General features: G+C 38.4%; 15 protein-coding genes. 3 read left to right on the forward strand and 12 right to left on the reverse strand.

Translation table 11 applies throughout. The features are described 5' to 3' along the window. Positions 1-65: 65 nt before the first annotated feature. Entirely contained in the window at positions 66-1967 is a 1902-nt protein-coding gene (locus V7K76_RS18455) for a TnsD family transposase (protein WP_334779947.1), read from the reverse strand. 279 nt (positions 1968-2246) lie between these two features. On the opposite strand from V7K76_RS18455, the gene V7K76_RS18460 reads away from it, so the two are divergent. Further along, positions 2247-2477: a hypothetical protein gene (locus V7K76_RS18460; RefSeq protein ID WP_334779946.1), complete on the forward strand. Its 231-nt coding sequence runs from the start codon at positions 2247-2249 to the stop codon at positions 2475-2477. A 5-nt stretch (positions 2478-2482) separates the two neighbouring features. Further along, a complete protein-coding gene (locus tag V7K76_RS18465; protein ID WP_334779945.1) occupies positions 2483-2629 on the forward strand; it encodes a hypothetical protein in 147 nt (48 codons plus the stop codon). Positions 2630-3051: 422 nt separating this feature from the next. Here the strand turns inward: V7K76_RS18465 and cas5 are convergent, their stop codons facing one another. The 11 genes from cas5 to V7K76_RS18520 form a co-directional block, all read right to left on the reverse strand. Further along, positions 3052-3678 (reverse strand): type I-MYXAN CRISPR-associated protein Cas5/Cmx5/DevS, encoded by a 627-nt coding sequence (gene cas5, locus V7K76_RS18470; RefSeq protein ID WP_334779943.1) that lies wholly within the window; start codon positions 3676-3678, stop codon positions 3052-3054. Position 3679: 1 nt separating this feature from the next. Further along, positions 3680-4654, reverse strand: coding sequence for a DevR family CRISPR-associated autoregulator (locus tag V7K76_RS18475; RefSeq protein WP_334779942.1), 975 nt, complete (start codon positions 4652-4654; stop codon positions 3680-3682). 55 nt (positions 4655-4709) lie between these two features. Continuing rightward, positions 4710-6200, reverse strand: coding sequence for a type I-MYXAN CRISPR-associated Cas8a1/Cmx1 (gene cas8a1, locus V7K76_RS18480; protein WP_334779941.1), 1491 nt, complete (start codon positions 6198-6200; stop codon positions 4710-4712). A gap of 103 nt (positions 6201-6303) precedes the next feature. Beyond that, the gene (cas6, locus tag V7K76_RS18485; RefSeq protein WP_334779940.1) at positions 6304-7005 is read right to left on the reverse strand and encodes a type I-MYXAN CRISPR-associated protein Cas6/Cmx6; all 702 of its coding nucleotides are present in this window, start codon (positions 7003-7005) and stop codon (positions 6304-6306) included. A 172-nt stretch (positions 7006-7177) separates the two neighbouring features. Continuing rightward, positions 7178-8125, reverse strand: coding sequence for a TnsD family Tn7-like transposition protein (locus V7K76_RS18490; protein WP_334779939.1), 948 nt, complete (start codon positions 8123-8125; stop codon positions 7178-7180). Then, complete coding sequence (locus V7K76_RS18495) at positions 8118-9806, reverse strand: ATP-binding protein (RefSeq protein ID WP_334779938.1); 1689 nt, start codon at positions 9804-9806, stop codon at positions 8118-8120. The genes V7K76_RS18490 and V7K76_RS18495 overlap by 8 nt, the downstream gene beginning before the upstream one ends. Continuing rightward, complete coding sequence (locus V7K76_RS18500; RefSeq protein ID WP_334779937.1) at positions 9793-12030, reverse strand: Mu transposase C-terminal domain-containing protein; 2238 nt, start codon at positions 12028-12030, stop codon at positions 9793-9795. The genes V7K76_RS18495 and V7K76_RS18500 overlap by 14 nt, the downstream gene beginning before the upstream one ends. A 27-nt stretch (positions 12031-12057) precedes the next feature. Then, complete coding sequence (locus V7K76_RS18505) at positions 12058-12876, reverse strand: TnsA endonuclease C-terminal domain-containing protein (protein ID WP_334779936.1); 819 nt, start codon at positions 12874-12876, stop codon at positions 12058-12060. 133 nt (positions 12877-13009) lie between these two features. Further along, positions 13010-14890, reverse strand: coding sequence for a glutamine--fructose-6-phosphate transaminase (isomerizing) (gene glmS, locus V7K76_RS18510; protein ID WP_334779935.1), 1881 nt, complete (start codon positions 14888-14890; stop codon positions 13010-13012). Positions 14891-15301: 411 nt separating this feature from the next. Further along, positions 15302-15547, reverse strand: a complete 246-nt coding sequence (gene psaC, locus V7K76_RS18515) for a photosystem I iron-sulfur center protein PsaC (RefSeq protein ID WP_015175986.1) — start codon at positions 15545-15547, stop codon at positions 15302-15304. A gap of 467 nt (positions 15548-16014) precedes the next feature. Beyond that, positions 16015-17166: a pyridoxal-phosphate-dependent aminotransferase family protein gene (locus V7K76_RS18520; protein WP_334779934.1), complete on the reverse strand. Its 1152-nt coding sequence runs from the start codon at positions 17164-17166 to the stop codon at positions 16015-16017. 412 nt (positions 17167-17578) lie between these two features. On the opposite strand from V7K76_RS18520, the gene V7K76_RS18525 reads away from it, so the two are divergent. Beyond that, entirely contained in the window at positions 17579-17821 is a 243-nt protein-coding gene (locus tag V7K76_RS18525) for a hypothetical protein (RefSeq protein ID WP_335029923.1), read from the forward strand. The last annotated feature ends 133 nt before the right edge of the window (positions 17822-17954 follow it).

A 17954-nucleotide genomic window follows, 5' to 3' on the forward strand; every position in this document is an offset into this window, starting at 1 on the left:
TCCACGTCTCTTTCTTGTTTGAAGCTTTTGATCAATAGAACTATGATCTAGAAAGTGTTATTAACTTAATTCGGTTGCTTGTAAAGCTCATTTTCTAGAGCCGCTTGTACTCTCTCAGAGCAATTTTCTCGTAGCGCAGCCAGTCTAATCACCTTCCAAGGCTGAATTTCTTCTCCGCAATCATCAAGCCGCTTAATTGCCCACTTAATACGCCGAATCTGAAAATCCTCTACAGTTTCTGTGACCGATTCTAAATAAACCTTAGTCAGTGGCATTTCTGCCAAATGTTTTTCGAGTAGTGCCAGTAAGCCAATACTTTTCCCTATCCTACAAATAGTGATTCTCGCGGGTTTTTCTGCACTCAGAAATGTTAGCACAGCATTTTTTACCTTTTCAAGAACTTGCTTGTCTCTTTCTGCCCAGTCAACTTTACCGGAGCAAGGGACAGGCACTTTTAAAGAAGGCGAATTTTTGTTGAGCCACTCTTTGTCGTTTCTGTATAGCCAAATATAGGTTCCCTTAGCTAATCCCCTCAAAGTAGTTTTTGACGCTTCTGGGTACTGCTGTTGTAAAGCTTTCCAAACTTCCCTGTATTTGATTTTGTGATCATTGGCTAAATTTAGATTAGAGTCTAAAACTTCCTGTGAGTCTACTAGCTGATTTTTCTCTGAAGATTTCCAAAAAGTTTTTAGCTTAAGTATGGCAGTATAGCGTTTTACTGTTCTGGAATCGACCTTGAGTTGTCTTGCTGTCTCTCGTAGACCTAATTTTTGGATTTCTACCAGTTCTTTTAGTTTTTGCTCCCAGAATTGACCGTATGTCAAGACTTTGCCAATTCGCTGCTTATCTTCATCAGTTTTATCAGGGCCAGTTCTGCAATAAACCATCCCACAGGAACAAGAAAAAGTACCTAACGGCTTTTTATTATCCAAACAGTGAGTGACAACAAGATTAGTTATTACTGGCTTGAGATAATGGTCTACGGCAGCATTTAGACACAGCCAAGACCCTTCACCAAAAGGTTTATACTCGTAATCCGTGTTGAAAAATTCCTCGATAGAATTCGTCAGAAATCTAATTACAAGTAGATGTCTGATGGGATGAAATGACTTTCTATGCTTCCTGACAATGCTGAATAGCCAGTTTTTCTCATTTTCGTAATTCACCATTGAGTTAACAGCCTCAAGCACTTCAGTACCATAAAAGAACAAGAAATTATCTAGTAGTCTCTTCTGGTTTACTCGCCCGGTTGCCGTTGCAAAATCTTTTTCAATCAATAAAGCTATATATTTTCTTTGAAACCACTCTAGTTCTTTAGAGAAAAGATTACTATTTATCAACCATAAAATATCTTGAGCCAGCAGTAGCAACTTCTTTAAAGTCTCTTGACTGTAAGTCTGTTGTATCGGTACAACAGGACAGTTTTCTAGGCTGACAGCATAGTATTCATGCCTGTTAAAACCTTGCATGGGAATTGTGCTATCTTTCAAAGTCACACCATGAACTGGGCAAACCAAAACCCCTGGTGTTTGGTGTAGTCTATGCCAGTAGGACTCTCCGTAGTTTTGTAAATCTTCTTCCAAACATTTTGGGCAAAATCGCAGATACCTCTGCATTTTCAACGAACTTGCCATAATTCCGGTTCTGGTATGAATATCTCCTCCGAAATCTGCTTTCATAGACTCCATCACCTGACTGGCTCTTTTCGGTGGTAGAAAAACACTGTAGAAAGGATAGAGGGTATATTTATATATCAAATCTTCTACTTGATAATTCGAGATAAATTGTAGATTTTGAGTCAATGAATTAAGGTTAGAAGGTAAGTCAACAGTAGCTATTACATCTTGAGAATTAAATAGCTCCCTTAGAGTTATTTTTGGACTTGTGTTACCACTCCTAATGTGGTAACGAGCTAAGACACTGTATAAAATTTCATCTGGATAAGGGGCTGGAAAAAAGCCAAGCATAGATTCTTTCTCATGTTGAAACCTGAAAAGAATTATTTTTGTAAATTTCAGGGTGTTTCAAGTTTGTGGCGATCGCCTTCCACACCTTTCTCTCCACAGCAAACAAAATTATGAGAATTTTTGTCCTCTATCATCAAAATTTTAGGTATTACACAATGCCTATATTATCAATAATTCAGGTATTACACAATAACTAAATATCTTTGAGCAATTTATAGAATCTACTCGTAGTCCTTGCTGTTGACTATGATTTAGGAGGTGTGTAATAGCTGGGTACTAATGGGAAAGAAAGGGCAGAAAGGACAAAAAGACGTACCAGAGATGTACGACGAGGTGAAGAAAAGGGTCAACCTAGCCCTTACTCCCACTGGTATTGAAGGATTAGATGCGATCGCCTCCAATTTTGATATAAGCAGGTCGGAGCTTGTGGAGAGAATTGGCAGACGACTGATTTGCCTAGATATAAATTCTTTCACTGAGGAGGAAATGGAAGCCATAAAAAAGCACTGACCGAATTGATTGCTATTTACAGCGATCAGTTGAATGGTCAGGGTTTGTTTAGTAGTCTTGGTGCAGTTGAGGGCGATCGCAAATTGCAACTACAGAAGCAGATTCAGCAATGGGAACTAATCCGTGCAAAAATTTTGCATGAGGAGGGTTGAGGGAGTTTTTTGAACTATAAGCTATAGCAACGAGCAGCAGAATCTTACTTAACGTCTGACGACATCTAATGTTAAAGAACGAGCCACTACTTTTTCTATAAAAGTCGCATACTGCTGCTCAACGTCTGACGACATCTAATGTTAAAGAACGGCGATGGCTAAACATATTAATCCATCAGGTCTTCTAGATAATTTTACAAGCACCTGTCATTAGGAGGTACTAAATTTGCAAAATTTAATAGGCTAGGCTAATTTAGCAACGCGCAGAAGGCTTATTGTTGGAACTTTCTGAGGAATTGCAAGCACCCTTAATCATAATGAAAAGGCTGAATTGCTGATTCAGTAAAGAATACCGACTTTTTATCTCTTTATGTCGGCTCAACAAGCAGATATCCTTGTGAAAATCTAAATATTCTCCTTTTTTAACTAGTTTGAATTGTAGTCCATGATAAATCCGGTGGTTGCCATGCTTGGGACTCTTGAAGCTCATAACACTGCCAGCGCGTTCTCTTAGACGCAACATGGTCAACCCAGTAGGGTAGGGTTAGCGAACCATCTTCATCTGTAACTAACCACCACAGCAACTCACCATGATACTTTTCAGGTAAAAGGGTAACAGTATTGATTAGATCCCGACTTTCACCTAAACACAGCCCACCAAATCGATTGACAGAAGCCGGGTTCACAAATGCCTGCTGCAAACGTTCTGGTAAAGTAGACTTTGCTTTGTCTGTTTTCACCCAAACTACAAACTCAACGTTCGTGAGCAACTCTTGGTAATCAGGTTTAGCATTCTTAGGGTGGTGGATATCTTTCATTTTAAACCTGCGAAAAGTCCGAATTACAATAGATTTTTCTGGTTTAGACAAGAGCGCGATCGCTAATTGAGTTCCACAATGCTTATAACGATCTGTCTCACCAATCAGAGAAAGTAACATCCCATACACCGTAGAAGGTGGTGGCACTGGATACGTTTCAGCGTATTCTCTAGCACGGGATTGACGAAAGCAAGCAATAGGTACTTCAACTTTCAAAGCAATTGCCGTCATCTTAATCGCTCCCCGATGACAACTGCAAATCTTCGGCAATGACCTGTTTTAATGCTTTGACTGCCGACTTCACTCCAGGAAACACATTTGCTCCCAAATCTTCTAAACCCTGAGAAATTAAGCCTCCAATCCATAATTCTTTGGGATCAATATCTCCTACCTCTACCTGTCGCACTAAGTTGGATACTGACAAATTTCCCAGTTCGTCTTGCTCAAAGCAATATAAAAAACGAGGTGAAAAATCATGTGTCCACCGCAGTACAATGCTTTCAGGGGAAAAATCATACAAAAAACGAGCATGATTTCCCGCCACTTCACCAATCGAAATCAAACCATCTAGAACAGCATGGATGCGAGATTTATCTTTGAGGCTATCAGGTGTCAATGCAAAACCATATTGATAACGAGTAGCATGAATCTCTGTACCATAAAGAGAATTTCGTCCTTTGGCTCCACTGACAGCATTAAAGGTAATGTTTCCCGTAAAGGGTATCATTGATACTGCACGAGTAACTTCTAATACACCCCTCCTAGCAGTTATTTTCCCTTTAGGCTTTTGCTTGCCTTTACGTGGAGAAGTTTGCTTATCCTTACTTTTAGAGCTTTTTTTGTTCTCATCTTGAGATGCTCCTTCGGACTCGCCTTCAGACTCATCTGACGCTTCCAATTTTGCTGCTTCTGCCTGCATAAATCCCAAAACATCATCATCAATGAAGCGAATGTCATCAAAGTTGGGGTCTTGCCAAACATGATCCGCTACTGGTTGAGCATTCTCATCCCAACGTCGGTTCACCGGATAGCCAACATTTTGCCAGTAGTACCTTAATGCCCAACGAATCGCCTCAGATGAAATGGTAGTATGAACTTCACCTTTCCAAATTAATTTTTGTAAGGGAGTTATATTACCTTCATTTTCCCCACGATTATTAGCTGCGGTTCCATAGCTAGTCAAAATATTACCGAATAAATGAAACATTTAAAATTGCCTATTGAATTCATATTTTGTGTTTTATTAAACAAAAAATGTGTAATTATTCACTATTAGAATCAGGCATTTTCAATATTTTTTCCTCAACTATATTGCTTTTTGGATAACTAGCAATAGCAATAAAAGTTAAATCCCTGGCAACTTTCCAATTCATTATGCCAGAAGTTAATGGCAGTAATTCTTCCCAGTGTTTTTCTAGAATCGAAAGATGTCCTGCTCTTCCCCAAAACTCCGCAATGAATTTCCGGAAGTTTTCAGCATTTGTACAACGTCCTAGTTGCGATAGAATACGTATGTTTTCTCGTTCAATTTGAACATATTCACCTTCATTTGTTCGCCCATAAATTTTAGCGTATATTTTCTTCAATGCCTCATGACAAGCTTTAATAAATAGTTTTTGGCTTTCTAGATTCCATTCAGAGTTTTGAATCATCTTATAAACTCCATCATTATTAATGAGTTTCAATAAACTTTTCTTTTGAAAGATTGTATATAAATTAGCCCACCAAGGAAAGCCCTTTACTAAGTTATCGGCAATTGTTCCCGTAAACACATCGCTAATGATAAGATTTTTATTTTTATATTTAATAATTTTGCACTCTGGAAAACAAAGACGACTAAGCTTATAGATAAAATCTATTATTTCAGTCGCTTCTACCACTGCTATTTCTATGCGAGTTCTTTGCTGCTTTGACCAAATTACCGTTCCAAATAACATGACCTGGCATCGTTTTACTTGATCGGGTGTAGCCAGTTCTATAATTGTTTCACAAGTAAGGAATCTTAATGCAGCATCTCCTAAGCTAGATACATGGAAATCCTTGTAATCTAAGTTTCCCAATTTCCAGTATTCCTGGGCATAAATTTCTAAGTCAACAACTTCAGGTATAACTAGGGCATATTGTGTATCTTCCAGTTTAGTATGCGATCGCAAAACAAAGTAGTGGCAAGCAATAGGAGCATATAAAAGAGCAAAAGCCAGTTGTGGTTTCTCTTCAAACTTAGTTTTTTCTGTAAAAGCAACATGACGAACTACAGATCCTGGATACAGCCAACCTACTACCCCAATTGACTGCTGTAATAATTGACCTTGTTTATTGCAGAGTTTTTTAGCAAAATGTTGATGAGCATAGGAAACTGCTTTCTTATACTCGACATCAATTTCTATACCATCAACTATTAATGACCAGGATTTACAGCCTTCAAATTTAAAAACCTGGTTATGTTGGAGAAACGTTCCTGTTATTCCCAAGTGAATATTAATTTGAGTTTCAATATTTATTGAATGCGTATTTAAGCCTGTCAACGAAATTAGACCTTCTTCATTAATCTGAAAAGATTGCTTTAACAGCCAGTCTAAAACTACGAAATCCTGCCCTTGCCATTCAAGGCTAATACTACGAGGAGTCAGCAACCAAGTTAAATTACCAGGTCGTTCCGCAGGTATTGGGTATAGTTTTTCTAGTTGCTTAAGCGTCATCCAGAGTCCTGCTATGCCAACACGATGTATCCAAGTTATGCTTGGATCGCCCAAATTTAACTGAATTTTGGGGTTGACAACACTAGCTACTACGGACATCTTATTTATTTCTGGGAAATACTCTCAAACTTATATTGGGTAGTAGTCAAAACCAGCTTTAACTTGCGTTTCCCTTTTTCTTCACTGGCACAAAAACGCCACAGCCCATCTTACGCTTTCCCCCAATGCCATATCTCAGCAATGTTAGCGAATCTTCATTGCTGAGATTAATGATTTCTAACCCAAAACCCACAACCGTAAAGCGCTTGATTTTGATACTTCTACGTTTTGGGCTACCATCAGTATTTTTGGTAATAAAGGCTTTCCCCTGGATACCCAGTTGTTCTAACTGACGCTGTGCTGCCGCTAAAAACGACTCCGCTTCTTGATAACCCTGGATAATCACTATACGCGATCGCAGTCTCTCAGCAGGCTCAAGCAAATAAATTTCAGGAATCCCCAAGCGAATTGTATGCTTGCCAATTTTCAGGGACTTACCTGCTAACGGATAAACCAAACGCACTTGATCTACTGGTAGCCGAATCCGAAGCCTAGAATTTTTAGTTAGCTGAATTACACCTTCCTTCGGAATACCTGCAATAGTATGAATTCCAACTGTATTTAACTTATGAAGTTCAGATTCAAAGTGGGCGATCGCAGAAAATAACTCATACCCGTGATCGAGAGGTACTGTCTCACCAATCAGGTTAAAAATTAAATCTATGTATGGTAACTGAGGTGTTAAAACCTCCGTTGGCTTTGTTAGATTTAAAGGTGACTCTGAGAGAATCTGTGTAGGTAAGCTGCAATCAACAACCATCTTTACCACCCTATCTTTAAGCAGATATACGATAGAGACAACTAATTATTATTTAGACTACCTTAGTGATTAATGTGAGAGTACTTTAAAACACCAAGCAAATATAATACTTTTTAGTAAGTTATTGTTGCTTTATATTAATGTTTGTAACAATCTTTTGATGGAAATCTTATTACTGAAAAAATGCTTCTATAGAATTTGCTAAAAATTTTACCATTAAGATATGAGTAATGCGGTCAACTGCTGGATTTAAGTCACATCCAAGCAAGCAATGAGAAAAATACTTACCTTGATGTTGGGTTAACTTTGGATTAAGGGCTTCTAAGGATTCTTGACCATAAAAATCAAATATAAGCTTTGAAAAAGCATACTCATCAAACTTAAACTTTCCACCAGGAAAGATTTGCAACAGTCCTTTATTAACTAAGTAACGCTGGTACTGAGTGCGAAGCCAAACCAAACCTTTAAAGGCAAAATTACTATGAATTAGCAAATTAATGTCATTTGTCAGTGTTAAGAGCGTTTTTAAAGCCTGATTTGTAAAACTTTTGACATCTGTGATTACTAAACAATTATCTAGGCTCGCAGCATAATAATGTATGCCTTTCGACTCAACTGCTACACAACTATCACAAAGAACTACACCATGAATTGGACAAACTAAAATTCCTGGTACTTGATGTGTTCTGTGCCAGTAAGACTCACCATATTGCTGAGTATCTTCTTCTAAACATTTAGGGCAAAATTTTAAAAAATTTTTTGACTCACCACTAGAACCAGTAGCCACCTTAGCAACCTCTAAAATAGACCCACTAAGTTTTTTACTCATTGAGTCTTTTAACAACCAAGCTTCCTGTGGCATTAAGAAAGTTGCGTAAAAAGGATATAAAGTATGATTTTGCAGTAAATTATCAACTGTCTGCTGAGAACGTAAAGGGAAGTTTTTAACTAAGTAATTTAGGTTATTAGTTAAAGTAACTTTGCATACTTGTTGAGAACTATAACCGAATAGCTCTAAGTCAGTTTGTTTGAAACTTTTATTACCACTCCTAATATGGTATCGAGCTAAAGTACTATACAAAAGCTCATCAGGATACAGAGTTGGGAAAAAACTAAGCATCAAAAAGGTAAATATTTATAAAATCTTCGACTGGATTTTTGATTATACCAACTAATTTCAAATCATCGTATGGAGATTTTTTCTCCTTCTTGGCATTTTCAACAATTCGTCGAATGTCATTTTCTTGGTACTTTGGCTTTAATTTAGTCTTGCTTGTATTTGCCTTAACAAGACTCTCATTTACTTGTCCTCCTTGCAAAGCAAGAGTATATGCTTTTTTTGTTAACAATGTAATGTCTGCATCTTCATCACTAGAAACTATTACTTGTTCAGCATATTCCTTTGCTTTAGCAGGTTCTACTTCCAACTTCAAAAGCTCAAGAATTACATAATTTAGCTTCGGTGATACTTTCTGATAAGTCTGTTGCTTTCTAGCTAATCTCCGAATCTCTTGCAAATCTTTAGATTCAAGCTCAGATAAACATTTATTTTGATATTCTGTAGTATCGAGAGGAGCAATATCTTTATACTTAATCATCCACTCTTTATCGCCTGACCTAATAGCATCAAGCATTGGCTTGACTAAATATAGTCCGTCTTTAGCTGCTTGACGAATTATATCAATAGTAATAATTTCTTTCCCACCTATTGAAATAGCTCTCCATTGAACCATTTTGTAAAGCTTGACAGCAATATCAATAATTCCCTGACTTTCATCATAAAAAACTTCGTTTATTTCATCAGAGAAAGGAACATGGATTTTTGTCCACTGGTATTCCCACATTCCTTCCATGAAGAAATACCATTCATCATCCTTTACCATTCTATCCCAAATTACACTTCCTTCTCCTGTTCCTCTCCTAGCATTTCTAAAATTTCCTTGAAGAATAGGAAAAGCCTCATTTGTTCCCACTCGGATTACTGGAATTCCTACAGTATTGTCCATTTTTACTAAAAAGTTCAACATATCTGAGCTACTTCTTCTTGCTGTAACAAGATTTTGCATCTCATCTATAACTAGAGCGCCTAAATGATGGGTATGGGCAATTTGGGCAACTTGAGCAAGCATGTAATCTTCTGAGTTGCGCGATGAACCAAATTTTTTAAAATAATTAGTACCTAATAGTTTGTCAACACCAAGAAAAATATCAGTACACAGACCCTTCAAAGAACCAGCATGAGGGCAGTCAACCATCAACCAAACTATTTGGTAAACACTATACTCAGGATGAAGAATTATTTGAGGGTAAAGATTAAGAATATTTTGAAAATTCGTAGACTTACCCATCCCTGATGGGCCAATTAGGGTTAAACCGGAAGCAGATGTAGGAAGATTAACATAGTTTTCTAAGTTTTTACCTCCTCCATCTTTTATTGCATTATAAATTTGCCTAGAGCGACTCGCATATTCAGGTTTCAGAATATTCCGAGCTAAATAGCCCGTCATAATTAGTACACAAATGACCTTCTGTAATTCAACAGTTTTATTTTGAGGATCAAAATATCGAGATAGCCTCTCAATGCAATGAAATCTATAATGCGCTTCTAGCTGCCTCTCTTGCTCATCAAAGTCTGGTGTTCTCGTTACTTTATCTATAAATTCTTCCGATGAAAGGATAGGAGGTAGTGCCTGAATCAATGGATTGGCGTTGTATTCTGGAAGTTTTTGGTCTATATATCTGGCAACAATCGCTGATTTTCCATTAGGAATTATAACAAGTTCGCCCTCAATCTTCTCCACGTTTTCGCTCCTGTCTTTTTCGTCTGAGTAAATCCATGTGGTCAGGCTTCAATAATTTGGATGACTCTGAATCTTCAGATTGAGTGTTCACTTTATTATTCGTAGCCTCGGTACTATTAGTAATTTCTTCTTTTGCTAGTTCAAAACCTTCATTTTTACGTCGTTTGTCTTTTTCAAAGGCTCTATTCTCTCGTATTCCTGCAACCTTTTGTCTATTACTTGTATTATCGTCTAAAACTGCTTCAGTATCTTCTTTAGCCTTACTAACTATACTTTCTATATTTGCTATCAAATCGACTTTTTCTTGTAGTCGTTTACCTTGGTTTTTTTGCCTTTTCAATTCTTCATATGCAAATAAATATTCAATATCATATAAATTTTTATCTAAATATCTTTGTTCAGACTCTAAAAGAAAACACTTTTCAAAATCTCTACCATTTGGAGAGCGCAAATAAATAAACTTTGATTGTCGGATATCATATGATATATCCAATGATTTTTCGGATTTGGAAAGTAAACTACTTCTAGATTTTTCAAACCAGAATTCTTTCCTTGCTTTCTCGCAGGTGTAATACATTCCCTTAAATTTAATACCACGAGCGGTAATTGTTGCTTTTCCAGTTGGCATTAAATTCAGCTTGACAATATCTTCTTCACAAGTTCTCAGCTTACCGGAACGATTGGCAATTCCCCATTGCCATAACTCTCTAGGTATAGGATTAACATCATCAGTGATCATCATTTCATCTCTAGCATATTTAGTTAAATAATCATGATTGTTGTGCTGGAGAATCAAAAAGATAACTATTTTAGTAAATTCATCTATGTTAAGCCTACCATCGAGGCGATAATCATGACCTCCTCTCTGTCTAAAGTCAGTATCTATATAACCGGGAACAAATGGTTTTACATACCCATGAATAGTCCGAAATTGTCTTTCAACTAATCCTTTCCAATCTGCTCGATAAGGAGCAGCATTTTCAATGCGAACGTTTAAATTAGGGATTAATGTTTCTACCTTCATCCCTGCTAATTCACCTCGATCGCCCAAAATAGCATCAGGAATATGTCTGCATGGCCACTCATCTTCAGAAATATCTATACCATATTCTTGGCAAAACTTTACTTTATCTGTGGCTGAATTGGCTAAAGCCATCATTGCCCCTGCCCAAGATGGCCCTTCTAATCCAACATAAACTCCCGTTATCATACGGCTAAAAACATCAATAATCACATAGATAACAGGTCTACCAATAATCCAGTTGCGATTGTACATTGATATTAAATATACATCGGCAATTGTGGCATCAATCTGATATCTAGATCCAGGGCCAATAGTTTCCATTTGGGAAGTTCCCGTAATGGCTCGATGTTCTAAAGCGTATTTTGTCGAACCCTTACGAGATATGATGGTTTTTCTAATATCCGATTGTTCTACTTCGTACCAGTATTTAAATTGAGTAAATGTAGGCCGTTTATCTGGAGGAATCAAAATACTTTTTTTGACTTCATTTTCATCGTAATAAAAATCTTCGGAGTAATATTTTTTTATCATTAAATCATAGGCAGTTGTTAAAAAATTTTCTTTGGAGTTATTGTAAAACTTCGTAATTGCAAATCTAAATATTTTTTTATCTTCCTCGGTGACATTTATTCCAACACCAATTTCTTGATCGTGTGCATATTTTCTTGGTCTTCCTCTCTTCTTTTCTCCAGATGCTTTAGGCTTTCCTTTACCGCCAGAATTTACATAATCAGGCAAAAGAGCATTTTTATTTTTACCTCTTTGCCAAAATCTTCTTAAATATTTATAAACACTTATTTCTACTAATTTACCTTTACTTCTGCCTGCATTATATTTTTCAATAGTCTGCTGAACTAAAGTACCTCTATAATCCCGATAATATATCGAGGGTTCTTGAATAACAATAAATGAAATTATTTGCCAAGCTCTATCTCTAAGTTCTTTTTCTTTCTCAGACAAATCTTCTTCTGTCACTATTCTTGCCCACGGGTCTGATTTAAGTTTCAATGCACTACCATCAGAAAGAGCTTCTATAATCTCCGAAACTTTTTTAGGCTCTGGAAATCCTGTTTTAGTATTTATATTAAAAACAAAGGCTATAATATAGCCTTCATCAATCCAGAGAACTCGTTCTATGAAGCTATTACCTGATTCATCAATCCATTCAATCAGATCATTGACAAATAAATCATTACTCATATAATATAATGCACCAAATATTATTGTCTAAAAAATAATTTTTTTAATTTCTCTAGAAGAAGGACAACTAGATATTTTTGTGACTAACATATCCATAATGATTTCCTTCTTAGCAATAAGATGCCTAAAAAGATAGAGAGATGTACCAGACTCTATATTCATGTTTTTATCTAAATCTGTTGTTATTCGATTGATACTTGCATCACTTTCCTGAAGTCTGGATTTTAAAATATTGGCGATGTTACGTAGTTCTTCGAGCTTTATATCTGCATTTTCTTCTAGTTTATAAGCAGTATGAATCCACTCAACATTTTCCGCTAATAGCTTAGGGACTTCTTTCTCTGTGATTATTCCCCAATCAATACCTTTGGCAGCATAGTAACGCTTTTCTAACTCAAATTTTTCAGCTACAGACTTACTTCCTAAATCCTTAGTTAGCTTAAATGTTCGTGCTTGCTGGACTATCGTTTTGCCTTGCTTGACAGAAAGCATAAAATCCGTTGTTAAAACACGGGGAGTATTGCTTTGCGGATCTTTAGGATAGTTAATACCTATTTCCTCTGCAATACTTATTGCTAAGTCAAGGTCAATTAGAGGAAACTGCTCTCTTATATCTACAATAGTATCTGACCACTCAAAGACGTAAAACAGCCGCTTCTCGTTATCAGAAAGCAGATGATGTTCTCGGTTTGTTTTCCAACCCGGAGGTCTAGAAACACGACCCTTTGAGGGAAAATCCTGAATCTTTATCCAAGGTTGATAGCCTTTCCCACTACCCTGACCACGGCCTTCCTTCAAGTAACGCTCAAACTTGGCTTGCGTCCAATCTTGCTTGCTTCTAGCCATAAAAACTCCTGTAGATGCTCACATACGCACCTACAGGATAAATTGTACAACTTTTTTATGAATTGTATAACTTTTTTATTTGTTATACGACTTTTTTATTGTTGTACAACATTAATTTATGTATAAAATTATACTATTCCACAGTGACACTTTTAGCCAGATTACGAGGTTGATCGACATCCAAACCGCGACGGGCGGCGATGTGATAAGCCAATAGTTGTAAAGGAACTACTGTGAGAATTGGAGAAAGTAATTCTTCCACATGAGCGACGGGAAGAAGATCGTTAAAGATTTCCGCAGCTTCGCCATCGTTGACGGGAGTCACGCCAATTAAGCGAGAATCTCTAGCTTTGGCTTCTTGGGCATTAGAAATAACTTTTTCGTAAACACTACCAGGAATTGCGATCGCCACCACCGGTACTTTCGCATCTAAAAGTGCAATGGGCCCATGTTTCATTTCTCCAGCCGGATACCCTTCGGCGTGAATGTAGCTGATTTCTTTTAATTTCAACGCCCCTTCTAAAGCAATGGGGAAGTTAATTCCTCTTCCTATAAAAATGAAATCTTGGGTTTCAGCGAATTCGTGGGCTAGCTGTTCGGTTAAACGTTCCTGACTTTCCAAAGTTGCCTCAATTTCTTTGGGAATCTGCCACAACCCACTAATAATTTGATCTAATGTATCTTTTGAAACTGTCTGACGACGAGCTGCTAAATCCAATGCCAAAGCATAAAATGCCATCAGTTGGGCGGTAAAAGTTTTTGTCGCCGCTACGCCAATTTCAATTCCCGCTAGTGTACTGATGATATGCGGCACGAGATGACCGAGGCTGCTTTCGGGGCGATTGGTAATACCTAGTAGTCGCGCTTGATATTTAAGTTCTTTCCCTTGGCGACGTTCTTTTTCCATCGTCAAAGCTGCTAAGGTATCGGCTGTTTCACCTGATTGGGTAACGCCAATGATTAACGTGTTAGCTGTCACCGGTGATGGTGCATAACGATACTCAGAAGCGTAATGTACTTGAGTGGAAATTCCTGCTAGTTGTTCGAGTAAATATTTTCCGATTAATGCTGCGTGCCAACTAGTACCACAGGCGAGAATCTGAATTTGTTCTAAATCGTTGTATAAATCTCCAGGTAAACTAAGGTTGATTGGTGATTCGCTAGATTCGCCTGGATTAAAGTAAGCGTCTAAACTAGCTCTTACTACCCCTGGTTGCTCATGGATTTCTTTGAGCATGAAGTGTTTGAATCCCTGCTTTTCTACCAATGCTGGATTGAAGTTGAGCAGTCGGGGTTGTTTTTTCAACCTATCGCCAGCAAAATTATAAATCTCAACGCCCAAAGGTGTCAGGCGGGCAATTTCGCCATTTTCCAGAGGTAGCACCGCACGGGTGTAGGCAACGATCGCTGGCGTGTCAGAGGCACAAAAGAACTCCCCTTGGCCAAAACCAATTACCAAAGGCGCTTGCTGGCGAACAACAATCAATTCATCGGGGTAGTCAGCAGAAATAACTGCGATCGCAAATGCCCCACGTAAGTTGTTAACGGCTTGGCGAATTGCCTCTAGGAAGGGAGATGAGGAAGATAAGGGGGGAAGATTCTTTAAAAATTCGGCTATCAGATGGGGAATAACTTCGGTATCGGTTTCAGAAAGAAATATGTGTCCTTTAGCTTTGAGTTCCTCGCGTAACTCGCGGTAGTTTTCAATAATGCCATTTTGCACTACCGCCACTCGCTTTGCCGTATCCAAATGGGGATGGGCGTTGTACTCTTCTGGTTTACCATGAGTTGCCCAGCGTGTATGACCAATACCAATTTGGGCAGGGGTTTCTATTTGTTCGAGTTTAGAACGCAGGTTATGGAGTTTGCCTTTTGCCCGTACACAATTTACCTCACCTTCCCAAATTGTGGCAATTCCAGCCGAATCATAGCCCCTGTACTCTAGTTTTTCCAGCCCTGCCAGTAAAATCTCTGTCGCCGCTTGAGTGCCTATATATCCAACAATTCCGCACATTGTTCACACCACTTTTTTTCTGGATGATTAAATCCAGTATAGTGTCTAGCACAAATTCGACGTTTTGCAAAGAAAAAAGGGAGTAATTTACTCCCTCTACCACTAGATATTTTTATGGATTTCAGGGTTTTACAACGGATTCCCCGTCAGCTTTTGACTTGATGGTACAAATGCGGCTTCTAGGATTTAGATACCCAGAGATTGTATCCCCAATCTAAAATTACGATTTCGTAAAGCGGGCAGTGTCAACTTTATGAAGCTAAAAGTGCTTCCTAATTGAGACACTTAAAAGTCTTGAGTGCTGAGTTCCAAGTTCCGAGTTCCGAGTGAAGAATCAAAAAATTGTATTTGTGATTTACTTCTTTTTATCTCAGCACTCAGCACTCAGCACTCCGATCAGCACTCAGCTTGTTAGTAAGCTAGACCCATACTGCGAGTTGTTTCAGCGCCCAGGTAAACCCGGATGCTCAAAAAGTCGGTGGGACAAGCGGTTTCGCAACGCTTACAGCCAACGCAGTCTTCTGTACGGGGTGAGGAGGCAATTTGAGCAGCTTTACAGCCATCCCAAGGAACCATCTCAAGTACATCAGTGGGGCAAGCGCGGACACATTGGGTGCAGCCAATGCAGGTATCGTAGATTTTTACGGAATGAGACATTGAATAAACGGCTCCTTTCGAGTGTTCTTCTCTGCGAAAGAATCATAATCAACGCATAGTCTACCGCAGTGGTTGATAGGCCGTAATCAAAAGGCTACATAACTTCAAACAATGTAATAAGCACCCAAGATATTTGTTTTTACGAGATTGTCCCTATTGACTTATTAATCAGTAACATCATCAGAACGTATTTACACTATTGCTTTACCATAATGTGGGAAAAAGGTAAAGATATATGAAATAAAAGTCAACTTAACGCGAAACGGGCGGTTAGAAACCGCGTCTACACAAACAAAAGCTACCGATCCTGGGTTTCAAAACCTTGATTTGACCTTTGAGATTCAAGACAGTCGCTACAATTTTTCACAAAGCCAAGTCTATTAATTTATATACAAATTAAAAGAGCAAGTTAATAATTTAACTCACTCTTTTGACTAGGTTCTTTGCAAATGACCAATGACCAATGACTATTTTGTAAACACTCTAAGTGCTGCTGCTACACCAGAACCAGGGGTAAAATCTTCGTAGCCAAGTTCTGAGAGGGTAACTTCTAAAGATGCTATACAGCTAAGGATATCGCGATCGCTCACAAAACCCAAGTGACCAATACGGAAAATTTTATTACTCAAGTGGTCTTGACCACCAGCTAAGGCAATATCAAAGCGTTTTTTGATAAATGACCGAATCTTATCCGGTTCAATTCCCTGTGGTGCTACAGCCGTAATCGCCGGACTAGCATAACTATCTGCTGCAAACAAGGGTAAATTTAACCCTTGAATGGCGGCGCGGGTAGCATTCTTCAGCCGTTCGTGTCGAGCAAATATTGATTCTAAGCCTTCCTCTTTCATAATTCGCAGCGTGGTGTGTAACGCTACAATCAAGTTCACAGGGGGAGTAAATGGAGTTGTATTTTTGGCTGTGGCTTTGCGATATTTGCCTAAGTCCAAGTAATATTTCGGTAGCTTCGCAGTTTTGTAAGCCTCCCAAGCTTTGGGACTGACTGAAACAAAACCCAACCCTGGCGGTATCATATAACCTTTTTGGGAACCGGAAGCGACGATATCCAAACCCCAAGCATCCACGGGTAAATTGAACGCACCTAAGCTAGTGACGGCATCAACGATAATTAAAGCTTCACCGTGTTCTTTGACGTGGCGGTTGATGGTTTCTAGGTCATTCAACACACCCGTTGAGGTTTCGCTGTGGGTAATGATTACAGCTTTGATTTGCTTTTGGGTATCTGCTTGGAGTTTTTCGGCAAATACTGCGGGGTCTAAGGGTTTTCCCCATTCCACCTTAACTTCTTCTACATTCAAACCGTAGGCTTGACCAACTTCTACCCAGCGTTCACCAAATTTACCATTAGAGCCAACTAAAATGCGATCGCCTGGAGAGAGAAAATTAATTATTGCCGCTTCTACAGCACCCGTACCACTGACATTCAGCGTCAGCACATCATTTTGAGTTTGGTGCAGCCATTTCAGGTTTTCTGTCACCTCTGCCAATATATTGCTAAATTCACTAGTACGGTGTCCAATTGGATGCTTGGCTAATGCCAGTAAGGCAGCTTCGGGCACCGGGGTAGGGCCTGGAATCATCAGCATCAGCTTATCGTTCATGTGTCTATCCTAAAAGTTAAATAAAAGTCAAAATTGTGGGAAGTTGGTTAAGTCTGATCGCAAATCTTAGATATTCATCTACAAATTACACTCAGTTACCAGTCTTGTTGTATATTTTCCAAATTAATAGGAAAAGTATCGTGGGAGTTAACGATCGGTAAGCTTGACCTTTGCAATTTATACCAGACTCTAACTCCGATAAAACTTCTGTTCTAGGCAATTTTACCACACACCTAGACGCCAGGTTAAAGTGTCTGCTCGTAGGGGTGCTGCATTGCTCATACGTGTCAACTTAAGCTGGAAATAGCTTATCTGTTGGCTTCCATGCCCACCCGGAAATAAATTTTCGGGCTAATAGCTTAAGTCTACTGAAGTAGACTGGAGATTTTTGGCGATATTTAGTCATCTTCAGATGACTTTCGCTATTATACGGGAATTTCAATTCCCGGCGGACAAGCGGTTTCACGTTAAGTTGACACCAATGTGCATTGCTTATGCCCTTACTGTGTGTTGCAACCAAAAGAGAACTGCTATAGAAACACGCAAAATCGTTTTGAATATCGCGGAAATCGTCGGTGAGAAACCTATGTTTTGCTTCCACGAAGGAAGTAACCGCCTACACTATGCGGAATATTTGGATGTCACCATTTGCTAAGAGATAGAAGATACCCAACCCTAACTTTTCAATCTACTTGGGTCTGAGATTTTTTCTTTGGTTGCCATTCTCTAAAGAATACCTCCATATATAAAAGGAGGTGATGATTTATTTCAGTCAAAATGGCTTCTAT

Source organism: Nostoc sp., from assembly GCF_036917975.1.
In the GTDB taxonomy this organism is placed as follows: Bacteria; Cyanobacteriota; Cyanobacteriia; order Cyanobacteriales; family Nostocaceae; genus Nostoc.

Excerpts from the sequence above, each read along its gene's own strand:
- V7K76_RS18455 (WP_334779947.1), bottom strand. The coding sequence starts at position 1,967 with ATGCTTGGCTTTTTTCCAGCCCCTTATCCAGATGAAATTTTATACAGT.
- V7K76_RS18460 (WP_334779946.1), top strand. The coding sequence starts at position 2,247 with ATGGGAAAGAAAGGGCAGAAAGGACAAAAAGACGTACCAGAGATGTAC.
- cas5 (WP_334779943.1), bottom strand. The coding sequence starts at position 3,678 with ATGACGGCAATTGCTTTGAAAGTTGAAGTACCTATTGCTTGCTTTCGT.
- V7K76_RS18475 (WP_334779942.1), bottom strand. The coding sequence starts at position 4,654 with ATGTTTCATTTATTCGGTAATATTTTGACTAGCTATGGAACCGCAGCT.
- cas6 (WP_334779940.1), bottom strand. The coding sequence starts at position 7,005 with ATGGTTGTTGATTGCAGCTTACCTACACAGATTCTCTCAGAGTCACCT.
- V7K76_RS18490 (WP_334779939.1), bottom strand. The coding sequence starts at position 8,125 with ATGCTTAGTTTTTTCCCAACTCTGTATCCTGATGAGCTTTTGTATAGT.
- V7K76_RS18500 (WP_334779937.1), bottom strand. The coding sequence starts at position 12,030 with ATGAGTAATGATTTATTTGTCAATGATCTGATTGAATGGATTGATGAA.
- V7K76_RS18505 (WP_334779936.1), bottom strand. The coding sequence starts at position 12,876 with ATGGCTAGAAGCAAGCAAGATTGGACGCAAGCCAAGTTTGAGCGTTAC.
- glmS (WP_334779935.1), bottom strand. The coding sequence starts at position 14,890 with ATGTGCGGAATTGTTGGATATATAGGCACTCAAGCGGCGACAGAGATT.
- psaC (WP_015175986.1), bottom strand. The coding sequence starts at position 15,547 with ATGTCTCATTCCGTAAAAATCTACGATACCTGCATTGGCTGCACCCAA.
- V7K76_RS18520 (WP_334779934.1), bottom strand. The coding sequence starts at position 17,166 with ATGAACGATAAGCTGATGCTGATGATTCCAGGCCCTACCCCGGTGCCC.
- V7K76_RS18525 (WP_335029923.1), top strand. The coding sequence starts at position 17,579 with ATGACTTTCGCTATTATACGGGAATTTCAATTCCCGGCGGACAAGCGG.